Annotated in this window: 20 protein-coding genes and 1 pseudogene; 8 read left to right on the plus strand and 13 right to left on the minus strand. The window is 56.3% G+C overall.

Features of this window, described 5'->3' with window-relative positions; translation table 11 throughout:
• Positions 1 to 165: 165 nt before the first annotated feature.
• Positions 166 to 390, minus strand: a pseudogene (locus IAE27_RS17720) (SDR family oxidoreductase); the annotation flags it as partial.
• Between IAE27_RS17720 and IAE27_RS17725 the strand changes: the two are divergent.
• Positions 370 to 918 (plus strand): TetR/AcrR family transcriptional regulator, encoded by a 549-nt coding sequence (locus IAE27_RS17725; protein ID WP_154022145.1) that lies wholly within the window; start codon positions 370 to 372, stop codon positions 916 to 918. The pseudogene IAE27_RS17720 and the gene IAE27_RS17725 overlap by 21 nt on opposite strands.
• A 2-nt stretch (positions 919 to 920) precedes the next feature.
• On the opposite strand, the gene IAE27_RS17730 is transcribed toward IAE27_RS17725, so the two are convergent.
• The 3 genes from IAE27_RS17730 to IAE27_RS17740 form a co-directional block, all read right to left on the minus strand.
• A complete protein-coding gene (locus IAE27_RS17730; RefSeq protein ID WP_154022146.1) occupies positions 921 to 1664 on the minus strand; it encodes a glutamine amidotransferase in 744 nt (247 codons plus the stop codon).
• Positions 1665 to 1768: 104 nt separating this feature from the next.
• Positions 1769 to 3688 carry a penicillin-binding protein 2 gene (gene mrdA / locus IAE27_RS17735; RefSeq protein WP_004102000.1) on the minus strand — a complete coding sequence of 640 codons (1920 nt, stop codon included), beginning with the start codon at positions 3686 to 3688 and terminating at the stop codon, positions 1769 to 1771.
• A 186-nt stretch (positions 3689 to 3874) separates the two neighbouring features.
• Positions 3875 to 4477, minus strand: a complete 603-nt coding sequence (locus IAE27_RS17740) for a helix-turn-helix domain-containing protein (RefSeq protein WP_004101997.1) — start codon at positions 4475 to 4477, stop codon at positions 3875 to 3877.
• A 43-nt stretch (positions 4478 to 4520) separates the two neighbouring features.
• Between IAE27_RS17740 and IAE27_RS17745 the strand changes: the two genes are divergently transcribed.
• Positions 4521 to 5234 (plus strand): B3/4 domain-containing protein, encoded by a 714-nt coding sequence (locus IAE27_RS17745; protein ID WP_070557599.1) that lies wholly within the window; start codon positions 4521 to 4523, stop codon positions 5232 to 5234.
• A gap of 31 nt (positions 5235 to 5265) precedes the next feature.
• On the opposite strand, the gene IAE27_RS17750 is transcribed toward IAE27_RS17745, so the two are convergent.
• On the minus strand, positions 5266 to 5730 hold the full coding sequence (locus tag IAE27_RS17750) for a DMT family transporter (RefSeq protein WP_070557598.1): 465 nt from the start codon (positions 5728 to 5730) through the stop codon (positions 5266 to 5268).
• Between the two features lie 9 nt (positions 5731 to 5739).
• A complete protein-coding gene (locus IAE27_RS17755) occupies positions 5740 to 6174 on the minus strand; it encodes a DMT family transporter (RefSeq protein WP_016809042.1) in 435 nt (144 codons plus the stop codon).
• A 99-nt stretch (positions 6175 to 6273) separates the two neighbouring features.
• Here IAE27_RS17755 and IAE27_RS17760 point away from each other — a divergent pair, with 99 nt between their 5' ends.
• Positions 6274 to 7206 carry a LysR family transcriptional regulator gene (locus IAE27_RS17760; protein ID WP_004101991.1) on the plus strand — a complete coding sequence of 311 codons (933 nt, stop codon included), beginning with the start codon at positions 6274 to 6276 and terminating at the stop codon, positions 7204 to 7206.
• A 265-nt stretch (positions 7207 to 7471) separates the two neighbouring features.
• Complete coding sequence (gene katG / locus IAE27_RS17765) at positions 7472 to 9655, plus strand: catalase/peroxidase HPI (RefSeq protein WP_154022147.1); 2184 nt, start codon at positions 7472 to 7474, stop codon at positions 9653 to 9655.
• A 50-nt stretch (positions 9656 to 9705) separates the two neighbouring features.
• Here the strand turns inward: katG and mgtU are convergent, their stop codons facing one another.
• From mgtU to IAE27_RS17785, 5 genes are all read right to left on the minus strand, one after another.
• Positions 9706 to 9792, minus strand: a complete 87-nt coding sequence (gene mgtU / locus IAE27_RS29885) for a magnesium transporter protection protein MgtU (RefSeq protein ID WP_251009858.1) — start codon at positions 9790 to 9792, stop codon at positions 9706 to 9708.
• An 11-nt stretch (positions 9793 to 9803) separates the two neighbouring features.
• Positions 9804 to 9896 carry a protein MgtR gene (gene mgtR, locus IAE27_RS17770; protein WP_004101989.1) on the minus strand — a complete coding sequence of 31 codons (93 nt, stop codon included), beginning with the start codon at positions 9894 to 9896 and terminating at the stop codon, positions 9804 to 9806.
• Between the two features lie 18 nt (positions 9897 to 9914).
• The gene (gene mgtA / locus IAE27_RS17775; protein ID WP_108703802.1) at positions 9915 to 12647 is read right to left on the minus strand and encodes a magnesium-translocating P-type ATPase; all 2733 of its coding nucleotides are present in this window, start codon (positions 12645 to 12647) and stop codon (positions 9915 to 9917) included.
• A gap of 155 nt (positions 12648 to 12802) precedes the next feature.
• Positions 12803 to 13498: an MgtC family protein gene (locus tag IAE27_RS17780; protein WP_094298938.1), complete on the minus strand. Its 696-nt coding sequence runs from the start codon at positions 13496 to 13498 to the stop codon at positions 12803 to 12805.
• A 413-nt stretch (positions 13499 to 13911) separates the two neighbouring features.
• Complete coding sequence (locus IAE27_RS17785; RefSeq protein ID WP_070557596.1) at positions 13912 to 14424, minus strand: anti-virulence regulator CigR family protein; 513 nt, start codon at positions 14422 to 14424, stop codon at positions 13912 to 13914.
• 289 nt (positions 14425 to 14713) lie between these two features.
• On the opposite strand from IAE27_RS17785, the gene IAE27_RS17790 reads away from it, so the two are divergent.
• Entirely contained in the window at positions 14714 to 16123 is a 1410-nt protein-coding gene (locus IAE27_RS17790; protein WP_070557595.1) for an MFS transporter, read from the plus strand.
• Positions 16124 to 16140: 17 nt separating this feature from the next.
• Here IAE27_RS17790 and IAE27_RS17795 read toward each other — a convergent pair whose 3' ends face one another.
• Complete coding sequence (locus tag IAE27_RS17795; RefSeq protein WP_154022148.1) at positions 16141 to 17304, minus strand: MFS transporter; 1164 nt, start codon at positions 17302 to 17304, stop codon at positions 16141 to 16143.
• Positions 17305 to 17408: 104 nt separating this feature from the next.
• Between IAE27_RS17795 and IAE27_RS17800 the strand changes: the two genes are divergently transcribed.
• Complete coding sequence (locus IAE27_RS17800; RefSeq protein WP_108703799.1) at positions 17409 to 18308, plus strand: LysR family transcriptional regulator; 900 nt, start codon at positions 17409 to 17411, stop codon at positions 18306 to 18308.
• Here IAE27_RS17800 and IAE27_RS17805 read toward each other — a convergent pair.
• On the minus strand, positions 18305 to 19210 hold the full coding sequence (locus IAE27_RS17805) for a LysR family transcriptional regulator (RefSeq protein WP_004101980.1): 906 nt from the start codon (positions 19208 to 19210) through the stop codon (positions 18305 to 18307). The genes IAE27_RS17800 and IAE27_RS17805 overlap by 4 nt on opposite strands.
• 156 nt (positions 19211 to 19366) lie before the next feature.
• On the opposite strand from IAE27_RS17805, the gene IAE27_RS17810 reads away from it, so the two are divergent.
• Both IAE27_RS17810 and IAE27_RS17815 read left to right on the plus strand, forming a co-directional pair.
• Entirely contained in the window at positions 19367 to 20179 is an 813-nt protein-coding gene (locus IAE27_RS17810) for a helix-turn-helix transcriptional regulator (RefSeq protein WP_108703798.1), read from the plus strand.
• Positions 20180 to 20263: 84 nt separating this feature from the next.
• Positions 20264 to 20881 (plus strand): LysE family translocator, encoded by a 618-nt coding sequence (locus IAE27_RS17815; RefSeq protein WP_200092746.1) that lies wholly within the window; start codon positions 20264 to 20266, stop codon positions 20879 to 20881.
• Positions 20882 to 20913: the final 32 nt, after the last annotated feature.

Genomic DNA, 20913 nt, shown 5'->3' on the forward strand with positions numbered 1-20913 from the left:
TGAGGACGCGTAGCCCGGACAGATGCGCAGCATCGCCTCCGGGAAATTCTGCCACTTCGGGCGTTTTCCCCGAGGCGTTATATCTGCGCCGGACGTGCGATGGCGCGATGTTGTCGCACCGTGTATCGACTCTCCTTTCCGATACACGGTGAGACAAACAAACGATCAGGCGAGATAACGTGCCGCTGGCTCAGATTGCACGAAAGCGGGCAGCATAGCCTGACGCGTCGCGTTCAGCGTCTGCCACTGCGTTTCGTCCTGCAGCGGCGGTATGGTGACCAATTCGCGGCGGTCAAAACCGACCAGGGCGGCATCCACCAGTTTCTCCACCTCCATAACGCCGGGAATGGCGTTGACATCTTTACCGCTATGCTGCCAGATTTCGGTACGGTTGAAGAGAATAAGCAGACAATCCTGACCGCCGCCGGCCGGTTGTTTCGTGAGCGCGGTTTTGACGCGGTCACGGTCACCGATATTATGAAATCAGCCGATCTGACCCACGGCGGATTTTACGGCTACTTTAAATCGAAGGATGACCTGATCGCACAAACCCTTGCTGAACTGAAGATAGAGAGCGAAGCGGCGGATAACGACGTCGAATCGCTTATCGCACGTTATCTCTCACCCGAGCACCGGGATAATTTTGCCAGCGGTTGCCCGCTGGCAGCGCTGGCGGCGGAGACCATCCGCCAGTCTGAATCCGCACGCGATGAAATGACCGCGCGACTGCAGCAGCAGATAGCTTATCTCAGCGAAGCAATTAATGAGAAAAACCCGGAAAAGAGCCGTCGTGCGGCGATTGGCAACTGGTCTGCCATGGTCGGGGCGTTGATTCTGGCGCGAATGACCGCTGATTCGGCGTTTTCAGATGAAATCCTGCGAGAAACAGCGGCCTGGCTTGAGGAAAACCAGCGCTAACGTTACGCCGTTTCCCGATCCGGCGGCAGATAGCCGGCAACAAAGCGGGTCAAAATCGCCGAGGCCACCGGGCTTTCCTCAACCTCAAGGCTCAGCTTATCCGGGTCAATACCCTCGTTGCGCAGTGCCGCCTGACGGTACGCGATCAGCGAGCGGGCAATCGCCGGCGTGATTTCCGGGTGGAACTGGGTGGAGACGGCATGGGCGCCGTAGCGCACAATCTGGTGCGGATCGTGCTGCGACGAGGCCAGCACCGTCGTCCCCGGCGGTAATCGGGTGACCGTTTGCATATGAGTCAGATGCGCGCTGAACGGCGCCGGATGATCGGCCAGAAGACGATCCGCCCGCCCGCTTTCTGACAGCGAAATAGTTTTGCTTCCGGCCTCGCGCCCGGCAGGATGGTAATCCACCTCGCCGCCCAGCGCATGCGCCATCAGCTGATGCCCGTAGCAGACGCCAAACAGCGGCATCTCTATTGCCATTGCCTCGCGGATCCAGGTCGCGGTCATTTCGCTCCACGGCAGGCGTTCGGTCACCATATCCCATGAGCCGGTAATCACCGCGACGGTCGCGTTATCCGGGGCAGGAAGCGTCTCCCCGGCAAACACTCGCGCCACGCTGATTTTATTGCGCCACGGCGCCAGTAAATGACCAAACCAGGAGGGAAGATCGCCGTGGTCGGAGGCGATTTCATCCGGCGGGGTGCCGGTCTGCACAATAAGAAGCGTATTTCGGCTTAACGACATCGGAGGGCCTTTTTTCACAACAACACAGAGCCCTACTATGAGCAAAAGCGCCAGCGGCGGCAAATAACCAATCCGCTAACGCTTATGCTCCGGGCGAATAACGTCTACTGCGCGTCCGCGCTCTCCACCTGCGGCACCGCAGCCGCAGCACCCTGTTCAGCCGGCGCGTTGGCCGGGTCAAAGATATGGTCGAGGATGGCGCGTGCCGTCGGTCCTGCCACTACGCCATCGCCGCCGCCGTTCTCCAGAATCAGCGCCATCGCCACCTTCGGATGCTGATACGGCGCAAACAGGGTGTAGAAGATATGGTCGCGCAGGCGCACCGGGATCATCTTCGCGTTGTAGGTCTGATTCTCCTTCAGGCTGAAGACCTGGGACGTCCCCGATTTTGCCGCGATCTGGTACGGCGCGGTATGGAACAGCTTATACCCGGTGCCGTTTGGCAGGTTCGCCATGCCGTACATACCGTTGCGTACCACGTCCCAGTATGGCGAATGCGGATCGCCAATCTGCGGCAGATTCTGCGGTGGCTGATAGCGCTCGACCCTATTCCCCTGCTTCATGGAGTAAAGCAGATGCGGATTTTGCACTTTGCCGTTATTTATCAGGGTCGTCAGCGCTTTAACCATCTGGATCGGCGTGGCAATCCAGTAGCCCTGGCCGATGCCGACGGAAATGGTATCCCCCTGATACCACGGTTTTTTATGCACCCGCTGTTTCCACTCCCGGCTCGGTAGCACCCCGGCATACTCTTCGTTAAGATCGATACCGGTAGACTGACCGTAACCGAACTTGCTCAGCCACTCGTGAATACGGTCGATCCCCATCTCAAACGCCACCTGATAGAAAAACGTATCCGCCGACTCTTCGATCGCTTTGGTGACGTTAAGCATGCCGTGGCCGCTCTTCAGCCAGTCGCGGTAGCGGCGCTGGGTTCCCGGCAGCGTCCACGTCGGCGCGCCGAAGAAGGAGGTGGTTGGCGTGATTACGCCCGCCGATAGCGCCGACAGCGCCATGTAGGGCTTCACCGTCGACGCGGGCGGATAGAGCCCCTGGGTGACACGGTTAATCAGCGGACGGTCGGGGTTTTCGAGCAGCGAACGATAGGCCTGGTAGCCAATGCCTCTGACAAAGGGATTCGGGTCATAGCTGGGGCTGGAAACCATCGCCAGCACGCCGCCGTCGCGCGGATCGACGGCGACCACCGCCGCGCGCTGCCCCTTCAGCACCGACTCGATATACTGCTGCAGATGCAAATCCAGCGTCAGGTAGATGTTCTTCCCGGCCACCGGCGGCACCTCTTTTAGCAGACGCACCACCCGCCCGTGGTTATCCACCTCAACTTCCTGATAACCGGTGGTGCCGTGCAGCGCTTTCTCATAGTAGCCTTCGATGCCCTGCTTACCGATATTATGGTCGGCGGCGTAGTTCTCTTCTTCGCCGGCTTTGGCCAGCTTTTGCAAATCGCTGTCGTTGATCTTCGAGACATAGCCAACTACGTGCGCCAGTTCGGCACCGTAGGGATAAGCGCGCTGCTGGTAGCTCTCTACGGTAACGCCGGGAAAATGGAACTCATTGACGGCAAAACGCGCCACCTCAACATCGCTCAGGTCCGATTTTAAGGTCACCTCTTTGTAGCGGCTGGTGTGGTGCATATCGTCGCGGAAGTCGGCGATATCCTGCGGGGTTAAATCAACAATCGGCGTCAGCTGCTGCAGCAGCGCCGTCATATCGGCGATTTTGCTCGGGATCACCTGCAAACGGTAGAGGGTAATATTTTGTACCAGCGGGATGCCGTTGCGGTCGAAAATCAGCCCGCGGCTCGGCGCGATGGGCAGCATTTTAATGTCGTTCTGGTTTGAACGGGTCTGATAAAAGTCGTGCTGCTCTACCTGCAGGCGGTAGAGGTTAACAATCAGGACAGCAAAGCAGACCACCACCAGTAGAAACGCAATGACGGCACGGCGGATAAATAGCATCTCTTCCGCTGAATGGTCGCGAATTTCATCTCTCATAAGGGACATTAGCGGTCATTTACCTGGGTTACAAAGGGCCTGAAAAAGGAAAAGCGGGGAAGAATAGCGTTATCGCAGCGGGAGCCCTACCGAAAGGTTGCTAATGATTTGGCAGAAATGTATCAGCATGTTAGAGATTTAAAGTGACACCGTCACTGAAATAACCTCCATCGTAAGATCGACGGAGGCGAATGGCTAGCGCGCTTTTTCACTGACCGTCATGGTGAATCGCGTCACCGTCTCGCCGGCGTTAGCGTAGCTATGCGGGGCGTCGGTACGTGCGACGGCTGAATCACCGGCGGGAATCAAATAGAGGCTGTCGTTCACCGTTAATGTCAGGGCGCCCTCGGTCACAAAAAGCAGCTCCGTGGTCCCTTCTCCGTGGCCCGGAGAAGTAAAAATTTCGCCCGGATAAAGACTCCACTGCCAGAGTTCCACCATATCTGGACCGCTGGTTCCGGCCAGCAGTCGCGCGTGGCCGCCCTGTTCACCCTGCCACAGCGTGGGGATATCGCCTGCGGCGATCGCCTTTACCGGCGGCGCGGAGGCAACATTGACGAAATCGGCCACCGCAACGCCCATGGCTGACGCCAGACGGCATAACAGCGCAATGCTCGGGTTAGCCCGGCAGGCTTCAATGTCTACCAGCATCCCTTTGCTGACGCCCGCGCGCCTTGATAGCTCGTCGAGGGAGATCTTCTTTTCCGCCCGATAGCGCTTAATGCGCGCCGCAACGGCTTCATTGATGCTGGCGGCATCAGCGCCCGCCCCGGTCGTTATATTGACTTTTTTGGTCATCGGTCGATATCATGCTTTAAAATAGTCGTTAAAGGATTATCCAATGAATAACGTATTACCGTCAATCAGCCCACAGGTGTCGGCGCTGGCTCCCGGCTTTCGCGCCCTGAGCATTGATGTTATCTCTGCTCCCGTACGCGCGCCGCAGGTTGGCGCTGAAGCGCTCCGTTCCGCCTGCCGTGCGGTTATCTCCGGTGAGCCGCAGTGGGCGGAAGTACATTTGCAGGCCTGGAACGAGGTATTCCGCGCCTTTGGCGCAAAGCCTAAGCGCACGCCCTGCTCGGCGGAAGCCTTGCGCAGGCGGGTGCTGCGCGATGGCGAAATGGCAGCGCTCGATCCTATTGTCGATCTCTATAATGCGGTGAGCCTGCGCTACGCCGTGCCGGTCGGTGGGGAAAACCTGGCGGCTTACGTTGGCGTCCCGCAACTGAGGATCGCCGACGGCAGCGAGCCGTTCGATACCGTCAAAGAGGGAAAGATCGTCTTCGAAAACCCCGACGCGGGTGAAGTGGTCTGGTGCGATGACGCAGGGGTGACCTGCCGACGCTGGAACTGGCGACAGGGAGTACGCACTCGCCTGAGCGTAGAGAGTCCGCGGATGTGGTTTATTCTTGAAAGTCTGCCGGAAATGCCGCTTAGCGCGCTTCATGAGGCAGGAGAAATGCTGATGGCCGGTCTACTGTCGATGATGCCCGAAGCGAAAATGCATTCGCAGTTGATAACGGCCGACGTCTGGCTGACAGGGGGCGCCCGGTAGCGTATCGCTACCGGGCAAAACAGATGTCTCTCTACTGCTTATCTTCAGCTGCGGCCACTGAACTGGAGCGATAAATAAAGAACAACGCCAGCCCCAGACAGACGATCGCCCCCAGCCTGCCCGGGGAGAAAGAGATGGCGTCATTTCCCAGCCAGCCGAAATTATCAATCAGCAGGCTCATGGCCAGTTGGCCAAAAATCACCGCTACCGTGGCCGTCGCGGTGCCGATACGCTGAACCGCCAGCACCATAATCACGATATAGGGTACACCGCAAAACGCCCCCAGCAGCTGCCATTTCGGCACATCGAGCAGCGTCATCGTCTGGTGAGGCTCGAAATACAAAATCAGCAGCGCGGTGATCAATCCTCCCAAGGCGAAGGTGAGAAATGCGCTACGAAACACGCCAACCTGACTGCCTAAACGGCCGTTGATCGCCGCCTGCATACTCAGCATCGCGCCGCCGACCAGCGCCAACAAAATCATTATGCTACTCATTTTACAACCTCAGCTTGTGGCAATCAGAACCAGGGCGACAACGATTAACAGCAGAGCAATAAGCCGCCGCCCATCGATTTTACGTTTTGGCGAACCGAACAGACCGTAATGGTCGATCAGCAGGCTTTTACAGACCTGGCCGGCAAGAATGCCGATCATGGTCATAGCGATACCGATCACCGGTACGGCAACGGTTAAAATGACGACGTAAATGGGGCCCAGCACGCCTCCGGTGAGCTGCCAGCCGGGTAAAGAGAAAAATGAGGGGCTCTGGCGCGGGCCAAACAGCAGCATCAGCAAAAACGTGAGGGCGCTCCCGACGCCAAATATACTGAACGTCGCCCATAAATCCCCTACCTGACCGGCCAGCGGTCCCAGTAGCCCGGCTTCGACGGACAGACCCATGCCGCCGGCAATCACCAGAAAAATCAGTAATAACTGCATCATTAAATTCCGCTTATTAATCAGGCGGCAGAGCATAAAACAGCGAAGTAGTGTGAAAAACGGTACAATCAGGGAAACACTTTTGCGGATATTGCATAAATGAGCGATGCGGGTAATGTGAATTTTCGGGCGCTACAGCTGTTCATCGCCGTGTACGACAGCCAGAGCTTTTCCGTGGTGGCGCGACGGGAAGGCGTTTCCCCGTCCATGGTGTCGCGCGTCATTCATCAGCTTGAAGACTCCCTCGGCCAACAGCTGTTTTATCGTAATACCCGCGCAGTGGTGCCCACCGAAGCCGGACGTCTTTTTGCCGAACATGCCAGAGGCATCAGCGAACAGTTCAGCGCCGCCAGACGCGACCTGCAGGATCGGAGCCTTGAGCCTGGAGGGCTGGTGCGAATCAACGCCCCGGTCTACTTTGGCCAGCGCCATATTGCGCCATGGCTACCGGGTCTGAGCGAACGTTATCCACAAATGCAAATTGAGCTGGCGCTGACCGATGATTTTATCGATCCGCACCGGGAGGCGACCGATGTAATTTTCCGCATCGGTAGCCTGCCCGATTCCAGCGTTCATGCCAGAGTGCTGGGGATGCAGCATCACTATCTGGTTGCCGCCCCGCGCTATCTGCAGCGTCGCGGTGTTCCGCAGCGGCCGGAAGATCTTCGCCAGCACAGTACGCTGGTGTACAGCGGTTCAAACGGGCCTAACCGCTGGTTATTTCGCCTCGCGGAAGGCGAATGGGTTCACTATCCGCAAACCCCGCAGCTGGCATCCAATAACGCCGATGCGTTGCTGACCGCCGCGCTGGGCGGCATGGGGGTAGTACTTTTTCCCGACTGGATGGTCAACGAAGCCATTGGCGCGGGAAGACTGATTCATTTGATGCCTCATTACACCGCCGCGATTAGCAGCACGCCTTCGCCAGTGTCGGCGATTTATCCTCACGCTCGCCACCCTTCGCTAAACGTACGGACGGTAATTGACTATTTTGTCGACGTTTTTGGTACGCCTTTATACTGGCAGCGCTAAGCTTTTTTACGCATGAAAATTGTCGTAACGCAAACAATGCGTCTTCCCCGGCGCTGAAGCGGTTTTAACGATTCCTTTACCCTGAGGTTCCTATTATTGTGTTCGCGTTAATACCGAAAACTAATCATTCAACAATGACATATGTTCGGTTTTTACAAGAGCAATTGAACGGAATTATCTATTAAATCCGTAGTTTTATTCACATATCGTTTACTCGAAGCAGTGTATATCGTAATGGCATTCACAAAAGCAAACGGAGCCTGATATGAGCACGTCAAACGATCCATCGAACACCCCATCCGCAGGGAAATGCCCTTTTCACGCCGAAACGCCAACGCTAACGCAGAGCGCGGGCGGTGGTACCGGCAACCGCGACTGGTGGCCCAATCAGCTACGCGTCGATTTGCTGAACCAGCACTCCAATCGCTCTAACCCGCTGGGGGAGAACTTTAACTATCGGGAAGAGTTTAAAAAGCTCGACTATTCAGCGCTGAAAGCCGACCTGCATGCCCTGCTCAATGACTCGCAGGAGTGGTGGCCAGCGGACTGGGGCAGCTATATCGGGCTGTTTATTCGTATGGCATGGCACGGCGCCGGTACCTACCGCACCGTTGACGGTCGCGGCGGCGCCGGACGCGGTCAGCAGCGTTTCGCTCCGCTCAACTCCTGGCCGGATAACGTCAGCCTCGATAAGGCCCGTCGCCTGCTGTGGCCGATAAAACAGAAATACGGTCAGAAAATCTCCTGGGCCGACCTCTATATGCTGGCGGGCAACGTGGCGCTGGAAAATTCCGGCTTCCGTACTTTTGGCTTCGGGGCCGGCCGCGAAGACGTTTGGGAACCGGATATGGATGTTGACTGGGGTAATGAAACCGAATGGCTGGCTCACCGCCATCCGGAAAGCCTGAATCAGCAGGCCATTGGCGCCACTGAAATGGGTCTGATTTACGTTAACCCGGAAGGCCCCAACGCCAGCGGCGACCCGCTCTCCGCAGCCGCAGCGATTCGCGCTACCTTCGGTAATATGGCGATGAATGATGAAGAGATCGTCGCGCTGATCGCCGGTGGCCATACGCTGGGTAAAACGCACGGTGCTGCGGTGACCACCCACGTAGGCGCAGAGCCGGAAGCGGCGCCGATTGAAGCGCAGGGTCTCGGTTGGGCGAACAGCTACAATAGCGGCGCAGGCGCGGATGCCATCACCTCTGGTCTTGAGGTTGTCTGGACGCAAACGCCGACTCAGTGGAGCAACTACTTCTTAGAAAACCTGTACAAATATGAATGGGTACAAACCCGTAGCCCGGCAGGCGCGATTCAGTTCGAAGCGAAAGACGGCCCCGAAATTATCCCTGATCCTTTTAATCCAGAGATAAAACGTAAGCCGACCATGCTGGTGACTGACCTGACGCTGCGCTTTGACCCGGAATTCGATAAAATTTGCCGTCGCTTCCTTAACGATCCGCAGGCCTTTAACGAGGCTTTCGCCCGCGCGTGGTTTAAACTGATCCATCGCGATATGGGGCCGAAATCCCGCTATATGGGTCCGGAAGTACCGAAAGAAGATTTGATCTGGCAAGACCCGTTACCGGCAGCGATCCACAATCCGGGCGCAGAAGACATCGCCGCGCTGAAAACCGCTATTGCCGATGCTGGTCTGTCGGTCAGCGAGCTGGTTTCCGTGGCCTGGGCGTCGGCTTCCACCTTCCGCGGTGGCGATAAACGCGGCGGCGCCAACGGCGCACGTCTGGCGCAGGAACCGCAGAATGCCTGGCCGGTGAACGCTATCGCAACCCGCGTGCTGCCGACCCTGCAGGCGATTCAGCAGGCGTCCGGTAAAGCTTCGCTGGCCGATATTATCGTTCTGGCTGGCGTAGTGGGCATTGAGCAGGCTGCCGCTGCGGCGGGCGTTCAGGTTAGCGTCCCCTTTGCTCCAGGCCGCGTCGATGCGCGCCAGGATCAGACCGATGTCGAAGCGATGGATCTGCTGCAGCCGCTGGCCGATGGTTTCCGCAACTATCGCCGCATTGGCGGCGGCATTTCCACCGAAACGCTGCTGATTGATAAGGCGCAGCAGTTAACGCTGACGGCGCCGGAAATGACGGTACTGGTGGGCGGCCTGCGCGTGCTGGGCGCTAACTTCGACGGCAGCCGTCACGGCGTGTTTACCGACCGCGTGGGCGTATTGAGCAATGATTTCTTCGTCAATCTGCTCGATATGGGCACCGTCTGGAAAGCCGCTGATGAGCACGCTGAGCTGTTTATCGGTCGCGACCGTAAGAGCGGCGAAGAGAAATACACCGCGACCCGCGTTGACCTGGTCTTTGGATCTAACTCCGTCCTGCGTGCGCTGGCAGAAGTGTATGCCTGCAGCGATGCGCGGCAAAAGTTCGTTAGTGACTTTGTCGCCGCATGGACCAAAGTGATGAACCTCGACCGCTTCGATCTGTAACATCTTTACCGGCAGAAATGCACATCCCGGGCCACTGGCCCGGGATCCTCTTATCTAATCCAGATTGTCAGCAGAATAATGATGGCCGCAATAATCGCCACCTGAATAAAGACTTTATCCAGCGATCCTCTGCGCATCGCGCCCCCTTTCAGAACAGGATTTGCCAGATTGCTAACAGCAGCACCAGCAAACCCATCAGGAAAAATATCAGCGCGATGATGGTGTCCGGAGAACGATTCATCTCTGCGCCTCCTTATCATCAGAACCACTGACCGAAACGTTTGATATAGAAACGCTTCATGCCCTGCGCTACCAGGCAATAGCTGAGCAGCGTCGCGACCAGCCATGGGAAGTAGCTCAGCGGTAGCGGCTCCAGTCCGACCATCGCTCCCAGCGGCGAGAACGGAATGTAGATCCCGATAGCCATAATCACCGCGGTGGTTAGCAGCACCGGCAAGGTCGCCCGGCTCTGGATAAACGGAATTTTCTGCGTTCTCAGCATATGCACCACCAGCGTTTGCGACAGCAGTCCTTCAATAAACCACCCGGACTGGAACAGCGCCTGGGCTTCGACGTGATTTGCTGCAAACACGTACCACATCAGCGCGAAGGTGGTGATATCAAAAATGGACGAGGTTGGGCCAATCCACAGCATAAAACGGCCGATATTCTTCGCATCCCACTTGCGCGGCTTGCGCAGAAACTCTTTGTCCATTTTGTCCCACGGCAGCGAGAGCTGGGAGAGATCGTACATCAGGTTCTGAATCAGCAGATGAATCGCCAGCATCGGCAGGAACGGAATAAACGCGCTGGCCACCAGTACCGAGAAGACGTTGCCGAAGTTAGAACTGGCAGTCATATTCAGGTACTTAATGATATTGCCGAACGTCTCACGTCCTTTGATGACCCCTTCTTCCAGCACCATCAGATCCTTTTCCAGCAGGATGATATCCGATGCCTCTTTGGCGATATCCGCCGCGCTGTCAACCGAAATGCCGACGTCCGCATCGCGCAGGGCTGGCGCATCGTTGATGCCGTCGCCGAGAAAACCGACGGTGTGGCCGTTTTTCTGCAGCGTTTTCAGGATGCGCGACTTCTGCAGCGGCGTCAGCTTCGCGAATACCGAGCGCGTTTCCACTTCTCGCTCCAGGTCGCGATCCGTCATCGCTTCAATCTGGGCGCCGGTCAGAATACCGTGGGCATCGATGCCCACTTCCAGGCAAATACGCGCCGTAACCACCGGGTTATCGCCGGTCAGCACTTTCACCGCCACGCCGTTATCGCGCAGCGCGGTAATGGCTTTTCCCGCGCTCTCTTTCGGCGGATCGAGGAAAGTCAGCATCCCTTCAACCGTCAATCCCTGCTCATCGGCGGTGCATAGCGGCGTGGTCAGCGCGGAGTCATCCAGCTTGCGGGTTGCGACCAGCAGCACGCGGAAGCCCTGGGCGTTATAGTCCTTCGTTTTGGCTAACAGCAGATCGCGTCGGGTTTCATCCAGCGCCACAACGTTATCGCCTTCACGAAGATGCGTGGCGACCATCAGCATCTCTTCGACCGCGCCTTTGCAGATCAGGCTTTTGTCACCGTGGCGGACATCTTCCACCGACACCGAGACCCGACGGCGGACAAAATCAAACGGCAGTTCATCAAGTTTGACAAAACGCTCTTTGGTCGCTGGCGCAATCCGCCCCTCGCCAAAGCGCAGCACCGCCCGGTCCATCAGGTTGCGCGCCCCGCTCTGGCTGCTGCTGTTAAGCCAGGCCAGCGTCAGCACCCGGTCGCTCTCATGACAGCTGACATCAAGGTGATGCTCAAGGATGATATTGTCCTGAGTTAACGTACCGGTTTTATCGGTACACAGCACGTCCATAGCGCCAAAGTTCTGGATGGCGTTCAGCCGCTTGACGATCACTTTGCGCCGCGACATGGCGATAGCGCCTTTCGCCAGGTTGGAGCTGACGATCATCGGCAGCATTTCCGGCGTCAGGCCAACCGCTACCGCCAGGGCAAACAGCGAGGCTTCAACCCAATCACCTTTGCTGAAGCCGTTAATCAGCAGCACAATCGGTACCATCACCAGCATAAAGCGGATCAGCAGCCAGCTGACGCTGTTTACCCCGCGGTCGAACGCCGTCTGAGTACGCGTGCCGACGATGGATTTCGCCAGCGAACCAAACCAGGTACGGTTTCCGGTGGCCACCACCACCGCCTGTGCCCTGCCGCTGGTCACGTTAGTGCCCATCAGACAGATATTGCCCATCTCCAGCAGGCTTTTATCTTTGTTCGGCTCGGGAAGCCTGTCGCATCCTTTACCGGAAACGCTGGCCAGAACGTCATACTTTTCAACCGGCAGCGACTCGCCGCTGAGTATCGACTGGCTGACAAACAGGTCCCGGGATTCCAGCAGGCGGACGTCTGCCGGAACCAGATCCCCCGCCGCCAGGAAGATGATATCCCCGGGCACCAGCTCCTCAATGGCAATTTCTTCCTGCACCGGCCCCATATTCCCGGGACCGCGACGCAGCACCGTCGCCGTGGTGCGGACCATGGATTTCAGCGCCTGCGCCGCTTTGTTGGTGCGAAACTCCTGCCAGAAACGCAATAACCCGCTCAGGCTAACCATCGTGACGATAATGATGATCCCGGTCAGATCGGTCTCTTCGCCGTTACGCAGCGGTAGCCAGTAATCGGTCACGAAGCTGACGGCGGCCAGCGCCATCAGGACATAGATAAACGGGTTATTGAATGCCTGCAAAAGCTGGATCAACGCCGGCGGCGCCTGCTCATGCGCCACTTCATTGCGGCCGTATTCATCCAGTCGTTCAAGGGCATCTTCGGTGGTGAGCCCGTGGCGACTGCTGTTTAACCGCGCCAGCGTATGATCCGGGCTGTTAAATGCCTCGGTTTCAATGGCGAAGCTTTTTTTATGCTGCTTATCATTTTCTGACGCAGACCGGTTTATTTTCCGGTTTTCTATTTTCATGTCAGTCATGATTAATCCTCAAATTTAAGACGTCGTTATCCCTGCATAAATGACTTATGCATAATTCATTTTTACGTTATTAAACGCTTATTACTTTAATCGCCTGGGAATATCCATCATTCCCTCCTTAGACAAATGATTGTCAGAGTGAAATAGTCACGAAGTTAACTCCCCTCGACGCACCAGCGGACTGACGTAATCTTTTCGTCCCCGCCAATTCTTGTCATAATGAGATCTCGCGCTTTTCGACAGTCGGTATTTCCCACCAGTTCGATGCGGATTTCTTTATGCCCTTGTTCTTTTGCTGCCGTCGACACCAGTCCCTGAAGGCTGAGCGTCATCTCTTTACTGATATTAAGCAATAGCTGACGAATCGCGTTTTCATATTCGCTTTGACAGACAATATTCAGAACGTAGCATTTCTCTTCTTCTGTCGCGCCGGGGATCTGATTAATTCTCTGCGCCGCTTCGCGCAGTAGAATATTGGCGCAGAGGATTATCAGCGTTGCCGCCGCTGCTTGCCAGAACTGGCCTAAACCGCATAGTACACCAATCGCCGCAGAGCACCACAGGGTTGCGGCGGTATTCAGGCCGCGCACGTTCATGCCTTCACGCATGATGACGCCGGCGCCGAGAAAACCAATTCCGGATACCACCTGCGCGGCAATACGTCCGGGGCTGTCCGGCGATGTTGAAATGGAGCTCAGAATAAAAACCGCCGCGCCGGTGGCGACCAGCGAGTTGGTGCGCAGGCCGGCCATACGCTGACGCCACTGTCTTTCAGCGCCAATCAGCGCGCCCAACAGCATCGCGGCGAGTAAATTTGCGATATAAGGAAACATCAACATAGTTTCCTCCATTTTTGCTGGAAGAATTAACTATGTGCTTTATTAAGCACACGACAAATTGTCGCCCGGAAGGCGATTAACGTCGTGTTGACGGTGGAGGGAATAATGTATTTTTAAACATGAACATGACGATTATCCTCGCAGCCATGCTGCGTTATTTTTTATGGGATGCAATCGTCTGGATGAGGAGATTGCTGCCCGCCGGTTGGCAAGCAGCGCAGAAAAAATAGCGTCAGCTTGCCTTGATGTTTAAGTAAGGGTGACTGTCCAACATATTTCTCCTGTGTGAATTTGTGCTCATTATAGTCATTCAATTATTCGAGTAAAGTTAAAATCTCGCTTTAGTGACGATTTGTTTAGAATGACCTTAATGCGCAACTCCCGCCACGATAACCTTAACCCCGGCGCGAACCGGGGTTAATTTACTAATCAAAGACGCCATTAATTATCGACGTCACGATCGCCGTACTCAGCGCGATTAGCACCAAATCCTGGCCCACCACGCGCCATTCATAGCCAGGATAGTACGGCAGTTCGTTAAGCATCGATGCCGGAACCGCTTTTTTGGCAATCCCCGGCGGCAGAGGTTTTCCGCGAGCCAGATTTTTGGCGATTCCCGGCGGCAGCGACTGATAGCCGGTTAAGCCATAATTAACCGCCAGCGAGCGCGCTCTGGAGAAGCTGATATCGGCAGAGACATGATCGGGTTTGCCGTAATTTTTTCTCTGCCCCGGGTTTCCTTCTTTATGACCCAGGTTGCCCTTATCAACGTTGTTTTTACCGCTATTGCCGTTGTTACCGTTATTCCCATGGTTACCGCTATTACCATGATTACCGCCGCCATTGCCGTTACCGGGATTGGCGAAAACAGGCGTCGCTATCATGGTCAGCGAAAGCGCCGCCGCCAGCGCCGCTTGCAAAACTTGCTTTCTGGACATGATTTTTTTCCTGAGTGGGAGTACTCGCTTTGAATGTAGATGAATAACCTCAGCGCAACAATTTCTCGTTTTCCTAAATGAAATCCTGGTCAAAACTTAGCGGCATGATGGTGAATTCCTTCAACCTGCGGGCGGGTCAAACGCAGAAAACAGCATACAACGCCAACCAAACCATATTCACATTATTTTATTCTGCAAATGCCTTTTCCCCGATGCGATTTAAAATTTAAAACCATTAACAATCAAATAACATTAGCAGGCAAACATTTCATCTAAGGAAAATAATAATATGTCTACCACCCAGGTCCTGGGCGACGCCGCGTTCGCCTCTCCGGGACGCTCCCACTCCAGCCTGAACGCTCGCATTGATGCGCTGCCCGCCTCCGTTGGCCTGTGGTCTTTTATCACCCTTCTGGCGCTGGGCGGTTTCTTCGAGCTCTACGATCTTTTTCAGACCGGTTATATCAGTACCGGGCTGCTGGCAGAGAATATTTTCCATACCGGCGAACAGGGTATTTTCGGGATTTCAGACCAGGCCGCCTTCGCCTCGTCCACCTTTATGGGGCTGTTTATCGGCGCCAGCCTGCTTGCGCCGCTGGCGGACAAACTGGGCCGCCGCCTGACGTTTATGTTCGCCCTCGCCTGGTACGGCGTGTTTTCCCTGATGATGGCCCTGCAAAGCAGCGCTGAAGGGGTTATCTTCTGCCGCTTTCTGGTGGGCATCGGTCTCGGTATTGAGCTGGTGACCATCGACACTTACTTAAGCGAATGGGTGCCGACGCATCTGCGCAATAAAGCCTTCGCTTTCGCCTTCTTTATTCAGTTTTTATCGGTTCCCGCCGTGGCGCTGATGTCGTGGATGCTGGTGCCGATTACCCTTTTTGGCCTGACCGGCTGGCGCTGGGTGATTATCTTCGGCGCGCTCTGCTCATTGATCATCTGGGTCATCCGCAAGAAGCTGCCGGAATCGGCGCGCTGGCTGGAGGAAAAGGGCCGCCATGATGAGGCCCATAAGGTCATGTGCGAAATGGAACAGCGCTGCGGCGTTTCTCCCTCGCCGCGCCATCAGGCGCAGACGCAGGATCATCCGCGCAGGCTGGGAAGTTTTAAAGCGATCTGGGCGCCGCAGTACCGCAAACGCACGATTATGCTGATGGTGATGAACTTCTTCCAGGCCATCGGCTTCTTTGGCTTCGGCAACTGGCTACCGGCCCTGCTTTCCGGCCAGGGAGCGAGCATCACCCACAGCCTGCTGTATGCGTTTTTTATTACCCTCGCCTATCCGATTGGCTGCCTGTTTTGTACCCGCTTCGTCCATCGTTTTGAAAACAAATGGCAAATTGTGCTTTCCGCGCTGATGACGGTGGTATTTGGTACCCTGTTTGCGCTTCAGAACAGTCCGGTGCTGCTGGTGATCTGCGGGTTTATGATCACCTGGTCAAACGCCTGGCTGACCATTAGCTATCACGCCTACCAGGCCGAAGTTTTCCCGACCCATATTCGCGCGCGGGCGGTCGGCTTTTGCTACTCCTTTAGCCGCCTGTCCACGGCGATCACCAGCATTTTGATCGGCATTATTCTGCAATACGCCGGTACACCCGGGGTAATTAGCTTTATCGTCGCCAGCATGCTGATGGTGATGCTTTCAGTAGGCATCTTTGGACCAAAAACCCGAGGGATTAGCCTGGAGAATATTTGATGACTGCCGCCGCCGGTTTAATCGGCGGCGCGCGCGGCTAATTTTTTCTCCTGAACCCGTAGTAGCCACGGCAGCGGCAATGCGCTCAGGGCGCAGAGCAGCAATATCCCATTCATCGCCCGCACGCCGTTCCCGGCAACCGATAACAACCATGACGAAAGCAGAAAAGCCGCCGCCGTACTTAATGACATCAGGGTATTCTGTAAAAGGGTAAACCCCGCCCTGGCGCCATCCTCTGGAAAACGCATCGCCACTGCCGATGAGGCCACCAGGCGACAGTAGGCGGCCGCCAGAAACAACACCATAAACAGCCCGCCGCAGTGGTTGAAGGTAAAAGCGATGCTCAGGCTCAGTATAAACAGCAGACTGGCCAGCAGGCTGATGCAGTAGCCGCTGTAATGCTGGCATAGCTTGCCGGTGAGTTTAGTGGCGCACAGCCCCGCCAGTCCGCCAGCGAAAAAGATCCACGGTAATTGATCGCCGCTGACCCCCATTTTCGCCGTCAGTAACGGAACCAGCAGCGGAATGATTAACATCGCACTGAACTGCGCGAGGGCGTTGCCGGAGGCGTAAAACAGCACCGATGAAGACCAGCGCAAATCTGCCTGGCGGTTCGCCGCAATGGTCTGTTCCGGCAGCGCGAGTTTTATCAGTGGCAACGCAATCAGGCAGAGTCCGCCGATCGTCGCGGGGGCTATCTGCCAGCCGATTTTTTCACTGAGAAATAACATCGTCGGCATGCCGACGATGCTGACCAGCGAGAATGCGGCAATCGTTGAGGCCAACGCCCGAGGACGCAGGTGTACTGGCATAATGTTGACCAGCAAACTGCTGCCCACCCCCATCGTTGTTCCGCCGACCAGACCGGCGAGAAAACGCCAAAATAACAATCCGCTAAAACTGGTGGTGGTCAGCGTCATTATCGTTAATCCCCCCAGCAGGGCCATGTTGCAGAGCAAAAAGCGCTGCGGTTTAACGTTACCGACCCATCGCCAGACGCTGACCCCCGCAATGACGGAAGCCAGCGTATAAATGCCGGTGACGTAACCCGCCTGGCTTACCGGCACCTGAAACGTCGGCGCCATCCAGGCAAATAAGGGATTAAAAATCATATATTCGAGCGCGTTGATGAATTGAACAAAAGCCATGATCAACGTTATTCGTACCAGATATCCGGGCATGTAACACTCCTGACTGTGTAATACGGGGAGTCTAGCGTCTGGTAAAACCGGACATAAGACGGTAAAAATGGGGTTGTTAGTTATCAATATTGGGATAATCGAGAGTGAAAAGATTGGATCTCAACGCGCTGCGGGTCTTCGTCACCGTGGCGGAAAATGGCTCGTTTAGCGCCGGCGCAAAAGCGCTGCAGATGCCCTCATCGAACGTGAGCCGACAGATATCCCAGCTTGAGCAGAGCCTTCAGCTGCGCTTGATACAGCGCAGTACCCGACATATGAAGCTGACCTCTGCCGGTCAGACGCTGCTCGCCAGTATGCGACCCGTGCTGGAGCAGCTAGCCGCTACGGAAGCTGAGCTAACGCAACAGCAGGCAGAACCCGAAGGGCTCCTACGCCTGTGTCTCCCTAACGAAATTGGCCCCTCGCTGTTTGCGCCGCTAATGGCGCAATTTGCCCTGCGCTACCCAAAAATAACCGTGAGCTGTACGACTAATCTGGCGGGAACGGAGGTGTTAAAAGAGGATGTGGATATTGCGGTGATCATCACTCGCGGCAAAATGGAAGACATCAGCGTTATTGCGCGCCCGCTCTTTTCTTTTCCCTGCTGCGTGGTCGCTTCCCCGCAGCTGATAGCCAGAACGGGTATGCCGACAGACAGCGAGCAATTAACCTTGCTACCCTGTATCACCACCGTCAGCGCCCTCGCGGGGCAAGCCTGGCAGTTTGTCGCGGCGGACGGGAGCTTTAAAAAGGTTAACGTCAGCGGACACTATCGCGTCAACAGCGGCGAAATGGCGCTGCATGCCGCTCTTGCCGGCGTCGGATTCGCTATTCTGGGGGAACAGCCCTGCCGCCCGTTTATTAATCGCGGGGAGCTACAGGAAGTCACGCTTGAGTTACCGCCGGCGCCGTTACAGCTTTCAGCCCTCTATCGGGAGCGCCATTTTATGCCCGCCAGAATGCGCGTCTGGCTTGAATTTATCCAGAGGCAGATGGCAGGCTAAGCGCCTTCATCCTGCTGGCGTTCGCTAAAAATCGCCTGGGCATCGGCAAAGCATTTTTCCGCCAGCGACGATACCGGCTCTTTGTTGCGCATGATCAGCGCCAGCATCGAGTCGACCTCCGTTTCGGCGATCGGCCTGATTTCCAGGTTATCGCTTAACGCTTCCAGTCCGTTATTCAGCGGCATAATCGCGCAGCAGATCCCGGCCTGCACCGCCTGGATGATCTGAAACGTGGAGTCGCTTTCAAAAACGTATTTTGGCGCCAGCCCCTTGGCCTTAAAGCTCATTTCAATCGATTCTCGGTAGTACATGCCTTTGGTCAGAAAGCCCAGCGGCAGCGCGGCCAGCGTCTCCCACTCCGGCGTCGCATCGGTAAATTGATAATGACGTTTATCATGCAGCAGCCCCATACGCGTATGCGGCAGCCAGAGCACGTTGAACAGCTGGCTATCGACGTGGTGCAGGTAGCAGATCCCTAAATCCAGCTGGTTGCGGCTGACGCCGTCGATAATCTGTTCCGACGTCATGGACAGCAGGCTGAACTGCAGCTCCGGATAGTTCTCCGCCAGCGGTTTTATCAACTGCATCGGATTAAGGCTGGCTAAAGGCACCATCCCCACCCTTAGCTGGCCGACCATCTGCCCCCGACAGATAGCCGCCTCGGCTTCTAATCCGTCATGCGCCGCCAGCAGCGCTCGCGCCCAGGCCAGAATACGCTCGCCCTCCGGGGTAAATCCTTCAAAACGCTGTCCGCGCTGGATAAGGGTTAAATTGAGCTCTTCTTCGAGATTGCGAATACGCATTGATAACGTAGGCTGAGTAATGTGGCACGCCGCTGCGGCCTGGCCAAAATGTCGTGTTCTGTCGAGCGCAATCAGGTACTTAAGCTGTTTAATATCCATTATCATCCACTGTTTGCGCAATCTGCTGCCGGTGCAGCAGGCAAAATGTTAGTTAAATGTTATGTTCAGCGTTGATGAAATTCAAGCGCCGGTCAACCGTTGCTCGTCCTGCGTGCCTGAAGCTACACTCATGGGATGCACCGGCAGGAGATACCGTTGAAAACTCGCCTTCATCACGTTCAGCAGCACCGGCTGGCCATGCCAGGCCTGGAAGCCATATCGTTAGTCACGGATCAGCGCTTTCCGCGCCATTCCCACGACCAGTTCGGTATCGGGATTTTCACTCAGGGCGCGCAGCATTCATGGAGCCATCTGGGCAAAATTGAGGCCGTCGCCGGAGATATCATTATGGTTAATCCGGGCGAGATGCACGATGGTATTCCGCTGGATGGCCCGCGCAGCTGGCAGATGGTCTATCTCGACCCTGAGCGTGTCGTTGACGAGTTGCAGGGAGAGATGAAGGCTGAAGAGATCCTCCTGCGCCCGGTAGTCGAAGACCCGATGCTGCGCGGGCAAATGCAGCGGCTGTTTCGCGAGATCGTTGCCAGCGCGCCGGATGACGCCGCCGTGGAAGAAGCGCTGCTGCTCTGCCTGATGCAGGTTTGCCAATTTCATCTCTGCGCCAGGCGGCCGGGCAAAATCGGCTCCCCCGCCATCGTGCTGGCCAGACAATATCTCGATGATGCCCCCGAAGAGAAAATCTCTCTTGAGGCGCTTGCCAGGCTTTGCGGTCTCAGCCGCTTTCAGCTGATCCGCGGCTTCGCGCGCGCGACCGGCATCACGCCGCACGCCTATCTGATACAGTCCCGCGTTCGTCTGGCGCGTCGTCTGCTGATGGAGGGTCACTCCCTCGCCGATACCGCCTTCATGGCCGGTTTTGCCGACCAAAGCCACCTGACCCGCGCATTTCAAAAACAGTTTGCCGTCACGCCGGGCAGCTACCAGGCTATCGTTCAGGCGAGCCGCTAGCTGAAACTGTGCAATTTTGTTCAATACCCGCGCGGCGCTTTGCGAAATACTCAGGGCCTCGATTCTCTCCCACAGGAAGACATCATGGCATTTATCAGCCCTGAGTTTCTCTTAACGTCGCTTATCGCCGTCATCGCTCCCGGTACCGGGACGCTTTACACCATTGCCACCGGCCTGACGGCGGGCAGACGCATGAGTTTTGCCGCGGCCGTCGGCTGCACGCTGGGCATTATTCCACATATGCTGGCGGCGATAACCGGGCTGGCGGCCATCCTCCACAGTACGCCAGGCGCATTCGAGCTGGTTAAGTACGCCGGCGTTGCCTGGCTGCTGTATCTGGCGTGGGCCACCCTGACCCAGCGCGGGAGCCTGAGCGTGACAGGCATCGAGCAACGCAACTCGCGTCAGGTCATCAGCCACGCGATCCTGATCAATTTGCTCAACCCCAAACTACCGCTCTTCTTTCTCGCCTTTCTGCCGCAGTTTATCCAGCGCAACTCGACGTCGCCGATCGGCGAAATGCTGATCCTGAGCGCTGTGTTTATGCTGATGACGCTGCTGATTTTTCTGCTCTACGGCGCCTTTTCTGCGGCGATGCGCGGATACGTGCTGACGCGTCCGGGGGTTTTACAGGGGCTGAGAGCCTGCTTTGCCGCCGGTTTCGTCGGGCTGGGGGTTAAGCTCATTCTGGCGCAGAGGTAGCGATTTTGCCCACGACGCGACGATCGCCGTGG

It is taken from the genome of Klebsiella sp. S69 (genome assembly GCF_016516145.1).
In the GTDB taxonomy this organism is placed as follows: Bacteria; Pseudomonadota; Gammaproteobacteria; order Enterobacterales; family Enterobacteriaceae; genus Klebsiella; species Klebsiella oxytoca.